This is a genomic window from Streptomyces sp. NPDC051738, assembly GCF_044453205.1.
Taxonomy (GTDB): domain Bacteria; phylum Actinomycetota; class Actinomycetes; order Streptomycetales; family Streptomycetaceae; genus Streptomyces.
On the sequence record NZ_JBITCM010000008.1, the window covers coordinates 383,162 to 397,554 of the forward strand.

Here is a 14,393-nt window from a genome sequence, read left to right on the forward strand (position 1 = left end):
GGTTCTGGCGGCGGGCGCTGGCTGGTGGGCGCTCCGTGGTACCGAGGAGCCTGCCGTGGCTGTGCCGTCCCGAGTCTGCGACGGGTCGATTTCAGGGGGGCTGGCATCCCCCGTGCTGCCCAAACAGGGCACGGCGTATACCGAGGAGACCCGGGCCTTCGACAAGCCAGGTGACAGCTCCGGGTATTGCTTTCTCCGCGCTGGGGGTATCTCGGTGGAGATCAAATACGACCTGAGCGCAGGCGGCACGTTCAGCGAGGAGAACATCGAAGAGCAGGCTGCGTTGAAGGGGCGGTCCTCGCTGGCGTCGGGCAAGGCCAAGGGGTACGTGAGCGACAGAGGAGGCGCCTTGTTCGTACCCTGTCCGACTCAGAGGGACCGTGACTCGCTTGCCTGGGTGACTGTCGGTTATGTACATGCCGATGATGACCTCAACGGATCACAAGAGCCTGGATTTCGGGACTTGACGATCGCAGCCGCCCGTTATGCGGCACAGGACCTCCTCGCCTGTGAGGGGGCATAAAGGCTCTCCGGGGCGGCCGGCATCGGTGTCGGCACCTCCTTCATCGCCACGTCGGCGGTCGGTGCCGGAGCCGGCGGCCTGGCCACCACGGTCACCGGAGATCTCATCAACCAGATGGACCAGGGATCCCAACGGGACACCCTGGGGGACACGGTGTACTCCAGCGGTGCGGGCTGGGAGAACGCGAAGCACTCCACCACGGCCGTTCTCCAGGACGCCTACCAGAACTCCGCGGAGGCCCAAGGCAAGGGCGACGTCGCCGACTACAACAACATCCTGGCCACCGAGGTCGAGCAGGGGTTCCAATCGGCTGAGAGCAACCTGGATGGTGGCTACGGCCAGGACAAGAGCGGCATCCGGGAAGCCCTTGGGCGGTCCGAGGGTCACACGTGGTGCATGCAGGTTCGGTCAATCGTCACGCAGACAGGGATTGCGGCAGATGAAGTGGGACGCTCGGGCTCTGTTCCGAGGAAGAGGGCGACGTCGGCTGATCGGCTCCACGGTTGTCCTCGCCGTGCTGGGGGCCGGGTACTACGGACTTCAGCTGCAGTACCCGGCTGCCAAGACCGGGCGAGCGTGCAGTGGGATGCTTCCGGTCGACTCGGTACTGGACCTTGCGGGGAAGTCGAAGCTCTCCCTGCTCGGTATGGGATTCGAGGTCTCCAGTTGGCAGTTCGACGTGTCTGGCGATGTGACAGAACCGGCCGGGCTGGCGACGAGATGTGAGGTCGACGGCATCGAGATAGCCATCGAGACCACGGCCGGCGCGCACAGCGCGTACGCCGCCTTCCAAAGGGACGAGAAGATCCCTGCCGTGCCACTGAACGCGGGGTGGCAGGGCTTCATGGTCACCGATGACCTCGAGTCGACCGCGTCGGTGCTCCTCAGCTGCAAGAACTGGTCACCGAAAGAGGGCAGCGGAATCCTCGTGACGGCCGATTCGCCGTACGACACCGAGGTCACTGAGTCCATACGGCTCAAGCTCGCCCAGGTCGCTACTGGGACGGCACAGCGTGCGGCGGAAAAGACCGGCTGCGAGACGCGGTCGGGAGACCCGCGTAAGCTCACCGCTCCTGAAACCGCTACCCGGGCGGTGTCGGCCGACGCCGCCACGGGGACCTGCAAAGGCATGGCCTCCGTACCGACGGTACGGGAGACAGCCGCCAGGGAGGCGCCGGTGGAAGAGTGTGTACTCGTCGGTAGCCTGCGGCTTCTTGCCGAGTACGGTCCGTTCAGCGACGCGTCCGACGCCGTCGTCAACGGCAAGTACGGCGGCCACGACACCCCCTCGGGAGTCGAGAGGTCCGCGGCTTGGACCTCGGCCACATGCCAGGGCGCCCTGGGTATCGGCTACTACCACGCGTCACCGGTCGAGGGGAACGACCGCAGTTTCACATCGAACCCCCTCAGTAAGAGCGAACGGGCGGATCTGCAGCTCTTCGCCGAGCAGTCGGCAGCCCGCCACGGATGTGACAGTCCGGCCGCACTTCCCTAGCGCGCCGCGAGGCGCAGGGAAGACCAACGGGCCAGTGCGCATCCCGGCGGTGCCTGGCACGACTCGGCGTGGCACGCCTTCGGCTCCCGCATGTTGGTATTCAGTTGTATTCTTCCGATATGGCTGACACCACCATCAAGATCAGTGAGTCGATAAGGGACCGTCTCCGCACTCTTGCCGAGGAACGCGGCATGAGTACGCGCGCCTACGTCGAGCGCGTGGTCGCCACAACGCCCACCGAGGCGGAGCGCGCGGAGCGGACGGCGCGGGGCATCGCGTACGTACGGGCCAACCTGCGCAAGGACTTCACCGAGGCTGATGTGCGGGAAGCGCAGGAATGGCGCGCCGCCATCGCGTCCGGGCAGTTGGGGGAGCGCCGTTGATCATCCTGGACCACACGGCGGTGCTTGCTCTGTGCCGTGGTCACCGATTGCTGTCAGGTCTGGCCGTCGTCGAGGTCGACGATCCGGACCAGCGTGCGCACATTCCAGCGCTCTGTCTGGTGGCGGCGAGTCTTCAACTCCCCGGAGCGGCGGCACATGTCGGGGCATTGCCCGGTCTCGAGTTTCTGCCGCTTGACTTCGCCGGCACCGCCACCGTCGAACAGGCGGTTGAGGCCGGTCTGGAGTGGGCTTACGGCCACGCTGTCCACGCTGCCGTCTCCGGTGCGGTCGAGGGGCAGATTCTGACCGCCACGCCCGAGGCATACAACGGTACGGGCGTGTGGGCCGTTGACATCGGTAAGCCCTGACCGGAGTTCTCGCGGACTGAGAGCCTCGCCATCAAGGTGGAGTGAGCGACCGGCCGGGTGCATCGACGTCATCGCGATCTTGCTGCGGAATCCATCCGGCGCTCCGCCTCTCCGCTCAGCAAACCCGATGCAGAACTGCCTGTGCGTACGCGATCCGTGCGTCGAGTTCCGTGGGAGTCCAACGGTATGCCGAGAGGCGACTGTCCAAGGCGGCCGACGCCAGGAGGTCACGGGGACGAGAACGCCAGACTGTGCGCTGAGGAGGCTCCCACGTGAATTCGTCGCCGGTGTCCAAATCCAGCTTGATGACCACGATGGTCACAAGCGTCAGTGGCAGCCATAGCGGCAAGAACACGATGAACAGCAGCCAGCTACGCAAGGTACCCCGATACCCGACGAGCGGATTCCCCGAGCCCGTGGGTTCGATCCGCCACGCCCGCCGCAGGCCGAGTGGTGATCGGCTCTTGGAGATACGCGCCAGAACTTGGCCGCGATCGTCGATCACCGAGTAAGACTCTGCGCCGGCACCTGCTGAGTCGTCAGCTTGGATGACACACATCGGTCGCAGCGGCTCGGCCTCCGAGTAGATGGTGAAGGTCGGGGTCAGAGGATCGCCGTCTGTATCAGCAGGGAAAGTGTCGGCCCGAGCGGCATCTGCCCGTGACGGAGTAACAGGGGTGCCATGGGCCACCCATGCCGCGACCGTGTCGGGCTTGCGACCTCGCTCTTGCAGAATCGCGTGCCAAACGCTGTACGGCAGTTTCTTCGATGCCTCTCTAGAGGATTTACTGTGCGCGAGGCTGAAACGAACTTGAGGCATTGATGTGTGCCAGATTGGAGGACAAGGGGACTGTCCCGAGACGGCCCGTAAGTAGGCGGGTGGGTTCTGTGCTCGTGAATTCTATGCCGTACGAGGAACTCCGCAGCCTCGTGCCCGACGGCGTCCAAGGCTACGGCACCGTATTGGAGCCCGATGAGGAGAGCCGTTCCCGAGTGAACTGCGTTGTGGCTTGGCCGGGGCGCAGGTTGGTGCGGGTGCGCGCTGCCGCCCTTGTCTCCCCGGTGCCGGTGCCGGTGAAGGTGAAGGTCGAGGACCTTTTGCCCGGCGTCGTATGGGCCCTGTCCCTGACGGCAACCACATCTCCCGGCACCCTGCATCCGGAGGCCGCCTCGGCTGCGACAGCTGATCGGGGTCGAGGTGTGAAGATCCGGCGGGGTTTTCGTCGTCAAGCGCTCTGACCTGGGCACCAGTTGGCGTTGCAGGGCGGATCCCCGATTAAATGATCAAGCACGTTTGACCGCAACCGAATACTCACGGGGTACTCATGCAGACGCATTTCCTGTCCGTCCGCCGCGCTGCCGCGGCGCTCGCCTGCGCCACCGCACTGGTGTCGCTCACGGCCTGCGAGAACGGCACCGACGACGCGGAGTCCGTGGGTGACTCCTCGCCGTCGAAGAGTGCAGAGGCCAGTCCTGCTGCCGAGCCGAACGGAATTGAGAAGCTCTCCGTCAAGGAGATCTACAACGCGGGCCGCAAGGCCAACGCCGATGCCGGCTCCTTCCGGGAGAAGATGACGCGTGGGGACGCCAAGAGCGATCTCCTGATCTCCGCCACGGAATGCGTCGGCACCGTCGAAATGTCGGAGGGCACTTTCGAAATCATCCGGAAGGACAACGACGTCTGGGCCAAGCTGGACTCGAGGCTCGTCAAGGGATTGAACTCGGAGGTCGGCCTGTCGCTCTCCCCTGACACGTGGATCCACGGGGAGCCGAGCAACCAGCTGATGAAGGGCTTCGTCAGCTGGTGCCACCACGAGCAGTTCACCGACTCCGACACGCTGGGCGCCGACACGAAGCCCACCAAGGGGAAGATCACCACGGTGGACGGGCAGCAGGCGGTGCCGCTCGTCGTCACCGGGAAGGGCGAATCGGTTACCTGGTACGTGGCGACCACGGGCAAGTCGTACTACCTCAAGCAGGACAGCACGCGTGACGACATGGAGGACGTGGTGTTCTCCGACTTCGGCAAGCCGGTGGGCGCACAGGCCCCGTCCGGCTCGGTCGAGGAAGCGCCGAAGGAGTAATCCCCGGTTGCACAGCCGAGGGCCCGGCGGGTTGCTGCCCGCCGGGCCGGATCTTTGCTCGGGTCCGTCGGCGTCACGGCGCGGCCGTCACCGCCGCTCACGGCGTGGCGGCGTCGTGCCGGAGCTGGGACGGAAGGCGGTCGAGGAAGTCCCGGTTCACCGGCGAGAAGTAGACGCAGGCCCAAGAGCCGTCTGTGAATCCGATCTCGTAGTTCTTGTTGGATACGTCGTCACGGTTGCGCAGCCATGTGACCTGCCGGATGTCCACGGCCCAACCGGGCTCGGCCTGGCCCAGTTTGGCACTCCGGCGGCCCCGCTGGACGTAGGTGACCCGCAGATGCCGGTCGGTCAGGAGGAGCACCTGCACCACGCCTGCCGTCTTCGAAATGGGGTGCAGCGCTGCGGCGAACTGCCCGGCTAGGATGTTCCAATCGCCTTTCAGTGGCCTGCCCTTCTTGCGTTCCCAGTTGAACAGGGCCTCGAAGGCGGCGCCGGGGGAGATCCGTCACCACCAGGAAGAACCAGAACCGGGCCTTCACTCCTTCCCAACAATCGCCGGGCATCCGCAGACCGCGAAGTACACGAGGGCGGCGCCCCTGCGGGGCTTGGGAACGCGTCGCCAGGCCAGGTCGGCTGGCCTGCAACGAGCCGCTCACCGGCCGGCAGGACCTTCCCCGCCCTTTCCTCCGCCTCCTTCATCGAAGTCCCCGCTTCCGGTGCCCCTCGATGTCGGGTCGGCCGATGTGGCCCGTCGGGCGCTCGGATTCGCCGAGCCAGATCTGCGGGACGTACTGCTGAACTGCCGCGACCATCTGTTGCCGGCAAGCGGGCGGGAAGGGGAGTCGGTAGCGCAGGCGGGGGAGTTCGGGACGCAACGGCTCCTCGTCTCGGACCAGGCCCCACAGAACCGGGTCGTCCCGGTCGATGGGGCTGGCGGGGAGCAGCTCCAGGGAGTAGACCTTCTGGCTTCGACCGAGCTTGCTCCAGTAGAGGGCGACTCCAGCGAGGTCCTGCCAGGGGATGACGTTGTGGAGCCTTCCGTTGTCGACCCACAGGCCTGTGTGGTCCATGAGAACCCTGTTGCGGCGGTTCGCCCAGTGGCCGATGAAGAGGAAGACGCCGAGCGCACCGAGCGCCAGCATGAAGACGAGGCCCGCGAACCCCGCGACTGTGGACTCCCCTTTCTGGTTCCCGGTAGCAATCATGACAGCGCCGAAGATGCCGACGGCGCCGATTGCGATGAGGAGGACGGAACAGGGGAGCCCGGTCATGGCGCCGCAGCGGCCGGTGCGTATGACCGTGGCGTTCGGTGTGGGGGAGGGGGTGTGCGGGGGCAACATGCTGCGTGAGCCTAGCGAAGTTCTTCACACGGCCGGAGGGCGCTTGCAGCCCGCGGAAGAGCCGCATTCACATCGTGCTCGCCCGCTCTCCAGGTTCGCTGCGTCGAGCAGCCCACTGAACTTACGAACGCGCCGCGCTCAGGGCGTTCGCCGAGCGCTCGGCGAGAGCCCACGGTTGTTCTGCTCCCGTGACGCCTTGACGATTGCTTCGCTCGGTCCCCCCTGAGACGCAAAAGGCGATTGGGGTTAAGGCGCGAAGAGTTGGATGGGGTATTGGCCGGCAAATGCGCTGGCGTGGACTCCAGTTGGAGTTCGAGATCGGATGCTTGATGCATACGGCACCACTATGCTCACGGACGCGAGATCATCAGCGTCCGCTCCACCCCGGCTCGAACGGCTTCGGCTGAGTCGTGACCAGGGACGTTCGGCACGGCGGACGGTTTCCCCAGGCACACCCGTGGCGACGGGCCACCGTGCGGTACAGACACAGATAGAAGGCGGCCCGGAACATGGCATTCCTCGGCGGGGGCGACAGCCTGGAGCTCTTCCTCTCGCGCTGCCAGATCATGAGCGTCGGGTCGATACCGGCCTGCCTCGGTCTCATGGTCTTCCTCATCAAGGAAGAGGGCTGGCACTACAGCCTTCTCCTGTGCTGCGTACTCCCGTTGATCGCCGCCTACCTGGGCGTCCGGGGCAAGCGGGAGATCCGTGCGGGGATGGCGGCGATGGGGCTCGTCCTGGCCGTGGCCACACTGCCGTTGACGTTCGTGCTGGCGTCTCTTGAGGGGGCCTGACTCGGTCGGTCCGCCGCTGGTCGATCTTGAAATGCCGGAGCGCGTCCGATCTGGGCGCGTCTGCGCGAGCGCATCAGCACGCCCCGTACGCTCGCGTGTTTCATGATCGACCGCTCACTCAATGTGACGATTCAGTCGTCACAAAATCTCCAAGACTCGACGATAGTCTGTGCCCGCGTCATCACCACGGGGGTGCCTTATCGCCCCCTGCGTTCCATGCGTGCGTTCCAACTGATCGCTTCGTCGTAACCAACAAGGGGGTCCTCAGTGGCTGGGGAATTCAAGGTCGATCTTGACCATTTGAAGTCGTTCGGTGACACATTGAAGCGATCGGTCGAGGAGCTGGAGGGGGCGCGCAAAGCGCTCGCGGATGTCCGGGCCGACCAGATCGGAACGCCTCGGCTGGACGAGGCCTGTGACACCTTCCAGGACAGGTGGGCGTACGGGACCGACCAGCTGAAGGAACTGATCAAGGCCGTCGGCGAGGGCGTCGAGACGACCATGCTGAGCTACAAGAAGTTCGAAGAGGAACTGTCGAAGGCCCTCAAGGAGATGGGCGACACGGCGGCCGCGAACGCAGGGGGGTCCCGCTGATGGCTGCCAACCCGTATCCGAACCTCGGCTGGAATCCCGTTCCCGGTGTGCCGGAGGCGGTTTCGACGCTGCAGAAGAAGGTGAAGTCCGCAGCGGACACGCTGGAGAACTGTCATCGCCAGATCGACAGACTGCTCGCGGCCAGCTCCTCCTGGCAGGGGGACGCGGCGAACGCATTCCGTGACTCCCTCGACGGCGACCTCAAGGAGTACATGAGGAACGCCGGGCAGTCCTTGGGGAAGGCCGCCGGCTGGCTGGGTACGTGGGACGGCGACCTCGCGTCCCACCGGGACCTGGCGAAGAAGTACGACGACGCCGCAGCGGAGAAGAAGTCCGCCCGCGAGTCGGCCCAGACGCGTCATGACGAGGCCAGCAAGCACCCGGACCTCAAGCTCGGCGGGAAGGAGTACCCCTCCCAGGCGGAGGCCGACGCCGCCACGGCCAAGCTGCGGGCCGCCGAAAGCGCGCTGAACGAAGCCACCACCCAGCTCAACAACGCCACCACCGCGTACAACGACGTCATCAAGAAGGCGCGCGAGCTGGAGGGCGACCACACCCGGCGGGCCGAGTTCATCGCCGGCAAGCTCGACGAGGCCGACGACAAGCTGGCTCCGAAGGAACCGGGGTGGCTCAGCAGAACCGTCTCGGCTATCGGTGAGGGCATCGCCTGGGTCGGCAAGCAGATCTATGAGCACGCCGGAACCATCGGCGCGATCGCCGGTCTCCTCGCACTCCTCCCGACGCCGGCCGCGCCGCTCTTCGCGGCGATCGCCGTGGGTGCCAGCGCGCTCGCCATGACGAAGAACCTCTCGAGCGAGGACTTCAGGGATTCCCTGATGGGCAAGTACGGGTGGAAAGAAGGGGCATTCGCCTGGGGCGCGATGGTTGGTGACACGCTCGGCATGGTGCCCGGCGTCGGAGCGCTCGCCAGGGCCGGCAGTGAGGCGGGGCTCGCGGCGGCGGTCGTCCGGGAGGGCGGGGACGCCATGTCGCTCGGGTCGAAGATGGCCAACTTCGGCAGTGAGATCGTGCCGGCCTTCAAGTTCAAGGCGCTCGAGGCCGCGACGGATCCGGCGGTCGGAGCGCTCCAGTACTCCATCCAGGGCGCGAACGTACTCGCGAACACGGCTTCGTCGCTGGAGACGGCAGGCGTCCTTCCGAAGAACGGCTATGGACACGATGCCGCCGAGGTGACGAAGATCGGCGCTGCCTCGACCGGGCTCAAGGGCGGAGCCATCGGAATCCTGACGGATATGGGTGAAATGATGCGGGGCATCCGACTGTGAACAGCTTCCTTGATGTTGCGCCGCCCGAGCCGAAGCCGGAGTACTGGTACGGACTCCCGTACGGCTACCTCAAGTTGGACCTCCAGCCGACGGCTGAGGGACTTTTGGAGATGGCTCGGCAGATCAATGCGCTTCCCGCTGAGGCCCGCGATCACGCCGACCAGGTGTTCCGCCTCTATGCCGTCGTCGTGAGCATGCTGCAGAGCCAGCAGGTGCAGGGGTGCGCACTCGGAATGCACCCCGACGACAACGGCGACCCTCTGATGTCCGTTCTGACGGTCTCCACGCTCGCGACGCCGAATGGGAACGCCAAGGCCGCGCTCACCCAGATGCTGGCGGCCGGCGCCGGAACCGGTGTGGGCAACGGCGTCGTTCCGGTGGAACTGGCCGTCGGGACGGGTTTCCTCCTTGAGTCGGAACGGAGCACCGTGTCTCCGGGCGCTCCGCCCGAGGGGCAGGACGAGCCCCTGGAGGAGACGGTCTGGCAGGGCACGGTGGTCATTCCGGACACGCGCTCCTCGTCGGTCATCACCGTGCAGTTGGTGACCCCGAACGTGCAGCTGGCCGACGACTACCGTGGAGTGCTGCTGGGTGTCGCCCGAACGGTGACCTTCACCGACCCGGCAGGGCCGGCCGAAGCGAACGGCGCATCGGGGCCGTTCGGAGCCCCAGGGGCCGGACCCGCGCAGAAGAGTCCCTTCGGATGAGCACGGGCAAGAGATGAACACGGGCAAGACTGGAGGATCCGCTGTGTCAGAGACCGCGCACGCGCCTTACGCGACGGACGGCACGGACTTCAAGGGCGCGCTGAGCTATTACTACCGCTCCGCGCTGACGCGCTTCGCGAAACTCGGCCTGCCCAGTGCGGCTCTGTTTGTTCAGATGTTCGCGTGGCCGATGGACTACCGCGGATACTTCTTGCCGTTTTCCATCGTCGGAATGGTCGGCTTCCTGATCGCGTTCTTCCTTTTTTACGGCCGCCTGTTCCTGACCTGGAGATGTGCGCGGGCCTTCCGTACCTACCCTCTGGAATTCCGCGCGCCCGTCGAGAAGGTCAAGCTGGAGCGGCCCCTACGGCTCCACTTGCGCTTGGGCGCGCAGGCCGGCCGGCAGGCGGTGACATTGCTGGCGAAGGACCCCTTGGGGCGCTCCCGCTGGCCGGAAGGCATCGCCAACGGCGTGTGGTTCGCCGGTGATGAACCGTTCGGGGGCGCGGCCATCGTGCCGGGCAGTGGCGAGCTGCTCTTCATGCAGCCCACTGAGTGGGCGTTGTCGGCGAAGGAGCGGGAGAGCGCCGGGGAAGTTCGTATCGGTCAGGCGAAGCAAGCCGGGATCAAGAGGGCTGTGCGTTACCGGTAGTCGGCCTTGCGGCTGGAGAAGCAGGCCAGGTTGAGGCTTCGCCTGCGCGATCCCTTCGGGGGTGCGGCCATCGTGCCGGGCACTGGCGAGCTGCTGTTCATGGGGCCGAGTGGATGGTCGCTGACCGTCCTCGGGCTTGGCCCCGTCTCATCGACGAGGCTCAACCTCCATGAGGTCGGTGCCGCCCGGGAGGGCGAGGACACCGTGGCCCTCGACGTCCCCCGCGTGCCAGGCGCCGTACTCCATGGCTTCAGGCCAGCGGCGGCGGTGGACCGCACCGCGGGCTGACATGAAAGAGCCCGACTTTGCTGCCTCGACGTCCAACTGGAGCCGGACGGGTACGCCGCTGATGTCCTTGAGGGCGGTGTGTCGGTGAGCACCGGGGATCGGTCGCCACGGGTGCGCTTCCAGGAGGCGTCGGATCCGCTTCAGGGAGCGCAGGGCGCTGACGTAGACGTAGAGGAAAGTGACGTAGACGAAGAGCAGCAGAGCCAGGATCAGACCGAGCAGACCCCCGTCTTCCCTGTCGCCGCCGGGAAGAGTGATGACGCCGAACTCCTGGAGCACCCTGAGCGTGATGAACGATGCCACGAAGAGGAAGGTCGCCAGTGACAGGCGTGTGATCATCGCGCGTTTGGCCCTGGCCCAAGCGGTCCGAGTCCCTGGGTGGTCGAAGGCGGCCTTGTCCATGGGGACTTGAGCGTCTCGTCCCTGAACGGATGGCTCTCGCATAACTTCCTTCCGCGGCTCCAGCGCGTCAATGGCGCGCGGTCCCGGACATGTGGCTGGGGGGGAGGTTGTCGTCCGACCCTACTCGTGGCTGACGCCGGGTTCCGTGCCGAGTACAACGGATTCAGGGTGTACACCTGTGGGCGTCGCGCGCTGCTGACCAGCTCGCATGCCTCCCCGAGCGGAAGATTCTCTGCATGGATGCATTCGCCACCCGGCTGGAAGCCGCATGGCAATGGTGGTCCGCCGCCATCGACGAAACCCAGGACGGACACTGGGTCCGCGATGCCTTGGAACGGCAGGTGATGGCGGACATCAGGGCTGCCACCAACGCCCTGCACGGTGGTCGGATGGCGCCGTTCACCGAGGACTCGTGGCATGTGCGGATCGGACGTATCGCGAACTGGGCCGGTGTGCTCCGGTTGGCCGCGCGGGCAGGCGGGTGGGAACTCCAACCCGTTGTCGGGCGAAGTCCGAAGCGCCCTGCGGGTATGGCCGAGCTGCTGTCCGGGATCTATGCGATCGGCGAACAGGGCGAGATGTGGCAGAGGCAGCTACGTGAGAGCGGGCCGCCGCCGGAAGGCGAGATCGCCCAGGCCGAGGCCTTTCTGACCGGGCCGGGGTCCATCGAAGATCTTGAGCTGTTCTTCTACGACTGAGAGCGCCTTCGGCGGACCGGCGTTGCGCGCGCAGTGGCCGACCCGGTGGGATTGCCGGTTTGTGGCCTCTGCGTGGAGGTTCGAAGGGGAGGTACGGGCCCACAGGCGTCCCCCTCGTTCCTGCTCCGTACTCTTGGAGCACCTTTGACCGTCAATCCGCAACCACCGCCGACAAGCTGGCCGCCGCAGAGTTCGCCAAGCTCGGCGACGAGACCGGTGTCACCGATCCCGCCAAAGCGCTGAGCGACCTCCAGACCCACGCCTCTCACGTCCAGATGCAGATGCTCGCCGCCGACGTCCCGACCGACGAGGATCCGACGACCGTCCGTCAGTGGTGGAACGGCCTGACCGCCCAGCAGCGCAAGGACATGATGCTGGCCCAGCCGGTCGCCATCGCCAACCTCGACGGCATTCCGGCCGACGTACGGCGGGAGCTGCGCGGAAACGGCAAGTACGACCGCGTGAAGCTGGTCGAGTACGCCCTCGCCAACTGGGACAAGGGAGACCCGACCGACTTCGGCAACAACTGCACCAACTTCGTCTCCAACGCCCTGCTGCACGCGGGAATGAAGGAGAAGACCAGTATCTGGGGAACGTCCGACGACGACTCCTGGATGATCGGAAACCGCACCGGTGCCGACGCGGTCGACAAGCGGCTCGCCTACTCCGACACGTGGGCCGCGGCTGAGAACCAGCAGAACTTCATGCTCCGGCATGGGGGCACCGAGGTGCCTCGCTCCGACGTGAAGCCTGGCGACATCATCTATTACGAGCAGGCCGGGCCCAACGACTCCATCGAGAAGGGCAACACGCATCACGCGGCGATCGTCACGGCGGTGATGCCCGACGGCGAGATCAAGTACACCCAGCACAGCGACTCGTACCAGAACGTCAGCCTGGAGGGCCGGCTCCCCGCGACCGAGAAGCACGAGGGACAGCAGAACATACGGATCGTCCGCCCCAACCCGGACTGGTACTGATGAGCAGCACAGACATGCACCCGACACCTGTTACCGGCGTCCCCGCCTCCTCCTGGCGCCGCTGGTCTCTGCTGGTACCCGCCCTGGTCGTCGCTTCGGCGGGACTGGTGGCGGCGCACTTCTCGTTCGAGGGCGACAGTTTCCAGAACTGCCGGTATCTGGGTCCGTCCACACGCATGTACGTCACCGCCTGGGTCGGCCCGGTGTGTGCACTGGCAGCCCTGCTGCTCCTGACGGGCCTGCGCCGTGGGGCGCGTCGGCGGGGGCTGCGACCGGGGGCGGCGTGGCAGGGACGCGTGGCCATGGTGGCCGCGTGCCTCGTCCCCGTACTGCTGCTGGTGCAACTGGCGGCCTTGGCCTGGCTGTACGAGCCGGATCCCTCGGGTGGGCACGACTGCTCGGGGCTGGCACTGGCCCATGACCGGGTTGCCGCCGCACCACTTGCCTGAACGGGGAAAACGAAAGCTCCTGTCGGCTGAAAGACCGGATACCGATCCATACACAGGTACGGGTATGGATCGGTATCCGGATGCGTTTCCAGCCGCCAGGAACTGTGTCACTCATCGGCAACCGGGACACTCAGCCCGGATACGGCCCCCGAGGCGGCGGCATCATGCCCGCCGGTCCCATCGGCACGGGCGTGGGCGCCGGCACCCTACGCCGCCCCGACCGCACCAGAAGCACACCGCCGATCAGCAACACCAGCCCCACGCCCGCGGCGACCGCGCCCGTCATGAAGACCGACTGCTCCAGCTCGGGGTGCGTGGTCTTCGGCGTGCCGTCCGGTGTCGCCAGGTGCTCCTTGCCCTTGTAGGCCACCGGCGCCGTCTCGTCCTTGGGCGGTGAGGCGGAGGCCTGCACAGCCGCGGCCGCGTTGATCGGGCCGTAGCCGAGCAGGGCGCTGCCGCCGCCGGCGGGGCGGTTGGCGGTGGCGATCAGGACGTCGTTGACCTGGGCGGGGGTCAGCTTCGGGTTCTTCGCCTTCATGAGCGCCACGACGCCGGCGGCCAGCGCGCAGGCCGGTGAGGTGCCGTTGACCGGCTCGTAGCCGCCGGTGTTCGTCGCGCTGTTGATCGCGACGCCCGGTGCGGCCACGTCGTTGTTGGTGTGCACCGTGGAGAACTCGGCGCGGGTGCCGTTCTGCTGGGTGGCGGCCACCGCGATCACGCCGGCGTAACCGGCCGGGTAGGAAACCGAGTTGAGCATGTCACCCGAGTTGCCGGCCGAGGCGAGCACCGGCACGCCTGCCACCAGGGCGTAGTCCACGGCGGCGGACTCCTCGGCGTTGTAGGTGTTGAACCAGTCGCTGCTGCCGAGCGACATGGAGATCACGTCGGCCCCGTGGTCGACCGCGTAATGGATGCCTTGATCGATGGGGCTCTTGCCCTGGTTCCGAAGGTCTTCCAGGTCCTTGGCGTCGGGCGCGTCGTCGTCCTCGTCATTGATCACGCGCACAGAGAGGATCTTGGCTTTCGGGGCCACCTTCAGGACGTCCGAGGCCATGGCGGTGCCGTGCTGGCCCCACTTCGGGTCCCCCGGCTCCAGCCCGTCCTTGAGGAAGTCGGGGCCGGTGGTCACCTTGCCCTTGAGGGCGGGATGGTCCTCCATCACACCCGAATCGAGGACGGCGACCGTCATTCCCTCGCCCTGGCTCTGCTGCTGCGCCGCGGACAGACTGAGCGCCTGCCCTTCCCAGCCGACCGGCGTGGCCGCCTGCGCGGGCGTGGTGGCCAGGGAGGCCAGCACGCCGGTGAGGGCGAGTGCGGTGCAGGTCGTGCGTATGGTCCGGAACTTCACCG

General features: G+C 66.4%; 18 protein-coding genes. 13 read left to right on the forward strand and 5 right to left on the reverse strand.

The genetic code is table 11. The features are described 5' to 3' along the window. The first annotated feature begins 55 nt into the window (after positions 1–55). The 4 genes from ACIA8X_RS21525 to ACIA8X_RS21540 all read left to right on the forward strand — a co-directional run bounded on the left by ACIA8X_RS21525 (position 56) and on the right by ACIA8X_RS21540 (position 2,769). Positions 56–523 (forward strand): hypothetical protein, encoded by a 468-nt coding sequence (locus tag ACIA8X_RS21525; protein ID WP_393450199.1) that lies wholly within the window; start codon positions 56–58, stop codon positions 521–523. A 586-nt stretch (positions 524–1,109) separates the two neighbouring features. After that, complete coding sequence (locus ACIA8X_RS21530; protein ID WP_393450196.1) at positions 1,110–2,018, forward strand: hypothetical protein; 909 nt, start codon at positions 1,110–1,112, stop codon at positions 2,016–2,018. 119 nt (positions 2,019–2,137) lie between these two features. After that, on the forward strand, positions 2,138–2,401 hold the full coding sequence (locus ACIA8X_RS21535; protein WP_393450193.1) for a hypothetical protein: 264 nt from the start codon (positions 2,138–2,140) through the stop codon (positions 2,399–2,401). Beyond that, positions 2,398–2,769: a hypothetical protein gene (locus ACIA8X_RS21540; protein ID WP_393450190.1), complete on the forward strand. Its 372-nt coding sequence runs from the start codon at positions 2,398–2,400 to the stop codon at positions 2,767–2,769. Before ACIA8X_RS21535 ends, ACIA8X_RS21540 begins: the two co-directional genes overlap by 4 nt. A 115-nt stretch (positions 2,770–2,884) precedes the next feature. Here the strand turns inward: ACIA8X_RS21540 and ACIA8X_RS21545 are convergent, their stop codons facing one another. Then, positions 2,885–3,274 carry a hypothetical protein gene (locus ACIA8X_RS21545; RefSeq protein WP_399458886.1) on the reverse strand — a complete coding sequence of 130 codons (390 nt, stop codon included), beginning with the start codon at positions 3,272–3,274 and terminating at the stop codon, positions 2,885–2,887. 820 nt (positions 3,275–4,094) lie between these two features. Between ACIA8X_RS21545 and ACIA8X_RS21550 the strand changes: the two genes are divergently transcribed. Continuing rightward, on the forward strand, positions 4,095–4,853 hold the full coding sequence (locus tag ACIA8X_RS21550; protein WP_393450184.1) for a hypothetical protein: 759 nt from the start codon (positions 4,095–4,097) through the stop codon (positions 4,851–4,853). A 97-nt stretch (positions 4,854–4,950) separates the two neighbouring features. On the opposite strand, the gene ACIA8X_RS21555 is transcribed toward ACIA8X_RS21550, so the two are convergent. Next, the gene (locus ACIA8X_RS21555) at positions 4,951–5,223 is read right to left on the reverse strand and encodes a hypothetical protein (RefSeq protein ID WP_393450181.1); all 273 of its coding nucleotides are present in this window, start codon (positions 5,221–5,223) and stop codon (positions 4,951–4,953) included. Positions 5,224–5,548: 325 nt separating this feature from the next. Further along, entirely contained in the window at positions 5,549–6,193 is a 645-nt protein-coding gene (locus tag ACIA8X_RS21560; protein ID WP_393450178.1) for a hypothetical protein, read from the reverse strand. A gap of 509 nt (positions 6,194–6,702) precedes the next feature. Here ACIA8X_RS21560 and ACIA8X_RS21565 point away from each other — a divergent pair. The 5 genes from ACIA8X_RS21565 (at position 6,703) to ACIA8X_RS21585 (ending at position 10,226) form a co-directional block, all read left to right on the forward strand. Beyond that, positions 6,703–6,987 (forward strand): hypothetical protein, encoded by a 285-nt coding sequence (locus ACIA8X_RS21565; protein ID WP_393450175.1) that lies wholly within the window; start codon positions 6,703–6,705, stop codon positions 6,985–6,987. Between the two features lie 321 nt (positions 6,988–7,308). Continuing rightward, the gene (locus ACIA8X_RS21570; RefSeq protein ID WP_393450174.1) at positions 7,309–7,581 is read left to right on the forward strand and encodes a hypothetical protein; all 273 of its coding nucleotides are present in this window, start codon (positions 7,309–7,311) and stop codon (positions 7,579–7,581) included. Next, on the forward strand, positions 7,581–8,867 hold the full coding sequence (locus ACIA8X_RS21575) for a putative T7SS-secreted protein (protein WP_399458888.1): 1,287 nt from the start codon (positions 7,581–7,583) through the stop codon (positions 8,865–8,867). Before ACIA8X_RS21570 ends, ACIA8X_RS21575 begins: the two co-directional genes overlap by 1 nt. Further along, positions 8,864–9,574 carry a hypothetical protein gene (locus tag ACIA8X_RS21580; protein ID WP_393450168.1) on the forward strand — a complete coding sequence of 237 codons (711 nt, stop codon included), beginning with the start codon at positions 8,864–8,866 and terminating at the stop codon, positions 9,572–9,574. The genes ACIA8X_RS21575 and ACIA8X_RS21580 overlap by 4 nt, the downstream gene beginning before the upstream one ends. Positions 9,575–9,617: 43 nt before the next feature. Beyond that, positions 9,618–10,226 carry a hypothetical protein gene (locus tag ACIA8X_RS21585; RefSeq protein ID WP_393450165.1) on the forward strand — a complete coding sequence of 203 codons (609 nt, stop codon included), beginning with the start codon at positions 9,618–9,620 and terminating at the stop codon, positions 10,224–10,226. 147 nt (positions 10,227–10,373) lie between these two features. On the opposite strand, the gene ACIA8X_RS21590 is transcribed toward ACIA8X_RS21585, so the two are convergent. Then, complete coding sequence (locus ACIA8X_RS21590) at positions 10,374–10,853, reverse strand: hypothetical protein (RefSeq protein ID WP_393450162.1); 480 nt, start codon at positions 10,851–10,853, stop codon at positions 10,374–10,376. Between the two features lie 299 nt (positions 10,854–11,152). On the opposite strand from ACIA8X_RS21590, the gene ACIA8X_RS21595 reads away from it, so the two are divergent. The 3 genes from ACIA8X_RS21595 (at position 11,153) to ACIA8X_RS21605 (ending at position 13,043) form a co-directional block, all read left to right on the forward strand. Next, positions 11,153–11,614: a hypothetical protein gene (locus tag ACIA8X_RS21595; protein WP_393450159.1), complete on the forward strand. Its 462-nt coding sequence runs from the start codon at positions 11,153–11,155 to the stop codon at positions 11,612–11,614. 275 nt (positions 11,615–11,889) lie between these two features. Continuing rightward, positions 11,890–12,594: an amidase domain-containing protein gene (locus tag ACIA8X_RS21600; protein ID WP_393450156.1), complete on the forward strand. Its 705-nt coding sequence runs from the start codon at positions 11,890–11,892 to the stop codon at positions 12,592–12,594. After that, positions 12,594–13,043 carry a hypothetical protein gene (locus ACIA8X_RS21605; RefSeq protein ID WP_393450153.1) on the forward strand — a complete coding sequence of 150 codons (450 nt, stop codon included), beginning with the start codon at positions 12,594–12,596 and terminating at the stop codon, positions 13,041–13,043. Before ACIA8X_RS21600 ends, ACIA8X_RS21605 begins: the two co-directional genes overlap by 1 nt. A 130-nt stretch (positions 13,044–13,173) precedes the next feature. Here ACIA8X_RS21605 and ACIA8X_RS21610 read toward each other — a convergent pair whose 3' ends face one another. Further along, positions 13,174–14,391 (reverse strand): S8 family serine peptidase, encoded by a 1,218-nt coding sequence (locus ACIA8X_RS21610; RefSeq protein WP_393450150.1) that lies wholly within the window; start codon positions 14,389–14,391, stop codon positions 13,174–13,176. Positions 14,392–14,393 lie beyond the last annotated feature (2 nt).

Coding starts and splice junctions, on each gene's coding strand:
- ACIA8X_RS21530 (WP_393450196.1), top strand. CDS start 1,110: ATGCTTCCGGTCGACTCGGTACTGGACCTTGCGGGGAAGTCGAAGCTC.
- ACIA8X_RS21535 (WP_393450193.1), top strand. CDS start 2,138: ATGGCTGACACCACCATCAAGATCAGTGAGTCGATAAGGGACCGTCTC.
- ACIA8X_RS21550 (WP_393450184.1), top strand. CDS start 4,095: ATGCAGACGCATTTCCTGTCCGTCCGCCGCGCTGCCGCGGCGCTCGCC.
- ACIA8X_RS21560 (WP_393450178.1), bottom strand. CDS start 6,193: ATGTTGCCCCCGCACACCCCCTCCCCCACACCGAACGCCACGGTCATA.
- ACIA8X_RS21565 (WP_393450175.1), top strand. CDS start 6,703: ATGGCATTCCTCGGCGGGGGCGACAGCCTGGAGCTCTTCCTCTCGCGC.
- ACIA8X_RS21575 (WP_399458888.1), top strand. CDS start 7,581: ATGGCTGCCAACCCGTATCCGAACCTCGGCTGGAATCCCGTTCCCGGT.
- ACIA8X_RS21590 (WP_393450162.1), bottom strand. CDS start 10,853: ATGATCACACGCCTGTCACTGGCGACCTTCCTCTTCGTGGCATCGTTC.
- ACIA8X_RS21595 (WP_393450159.1), top strand. CDS start 11,153: ATGGATGCATTCGCCACCCGGCTGGAAGCCGCATGGCAATGGTGGTCC.
- ACIA8X_RS21600 (WP_393450156.1), top strand. CDS start 11,890: ATGCAGATGCTCGCCGCCGACGTCCCGACCGACGAGGATCCGACGACC.
- ACIA8X_RS21605 (WP_393450153.1), top strand. CDS start 12,594: ATGAGCAGCACAGACATGCACCCGACACCTGTTACCGGCGTCCCCGCC.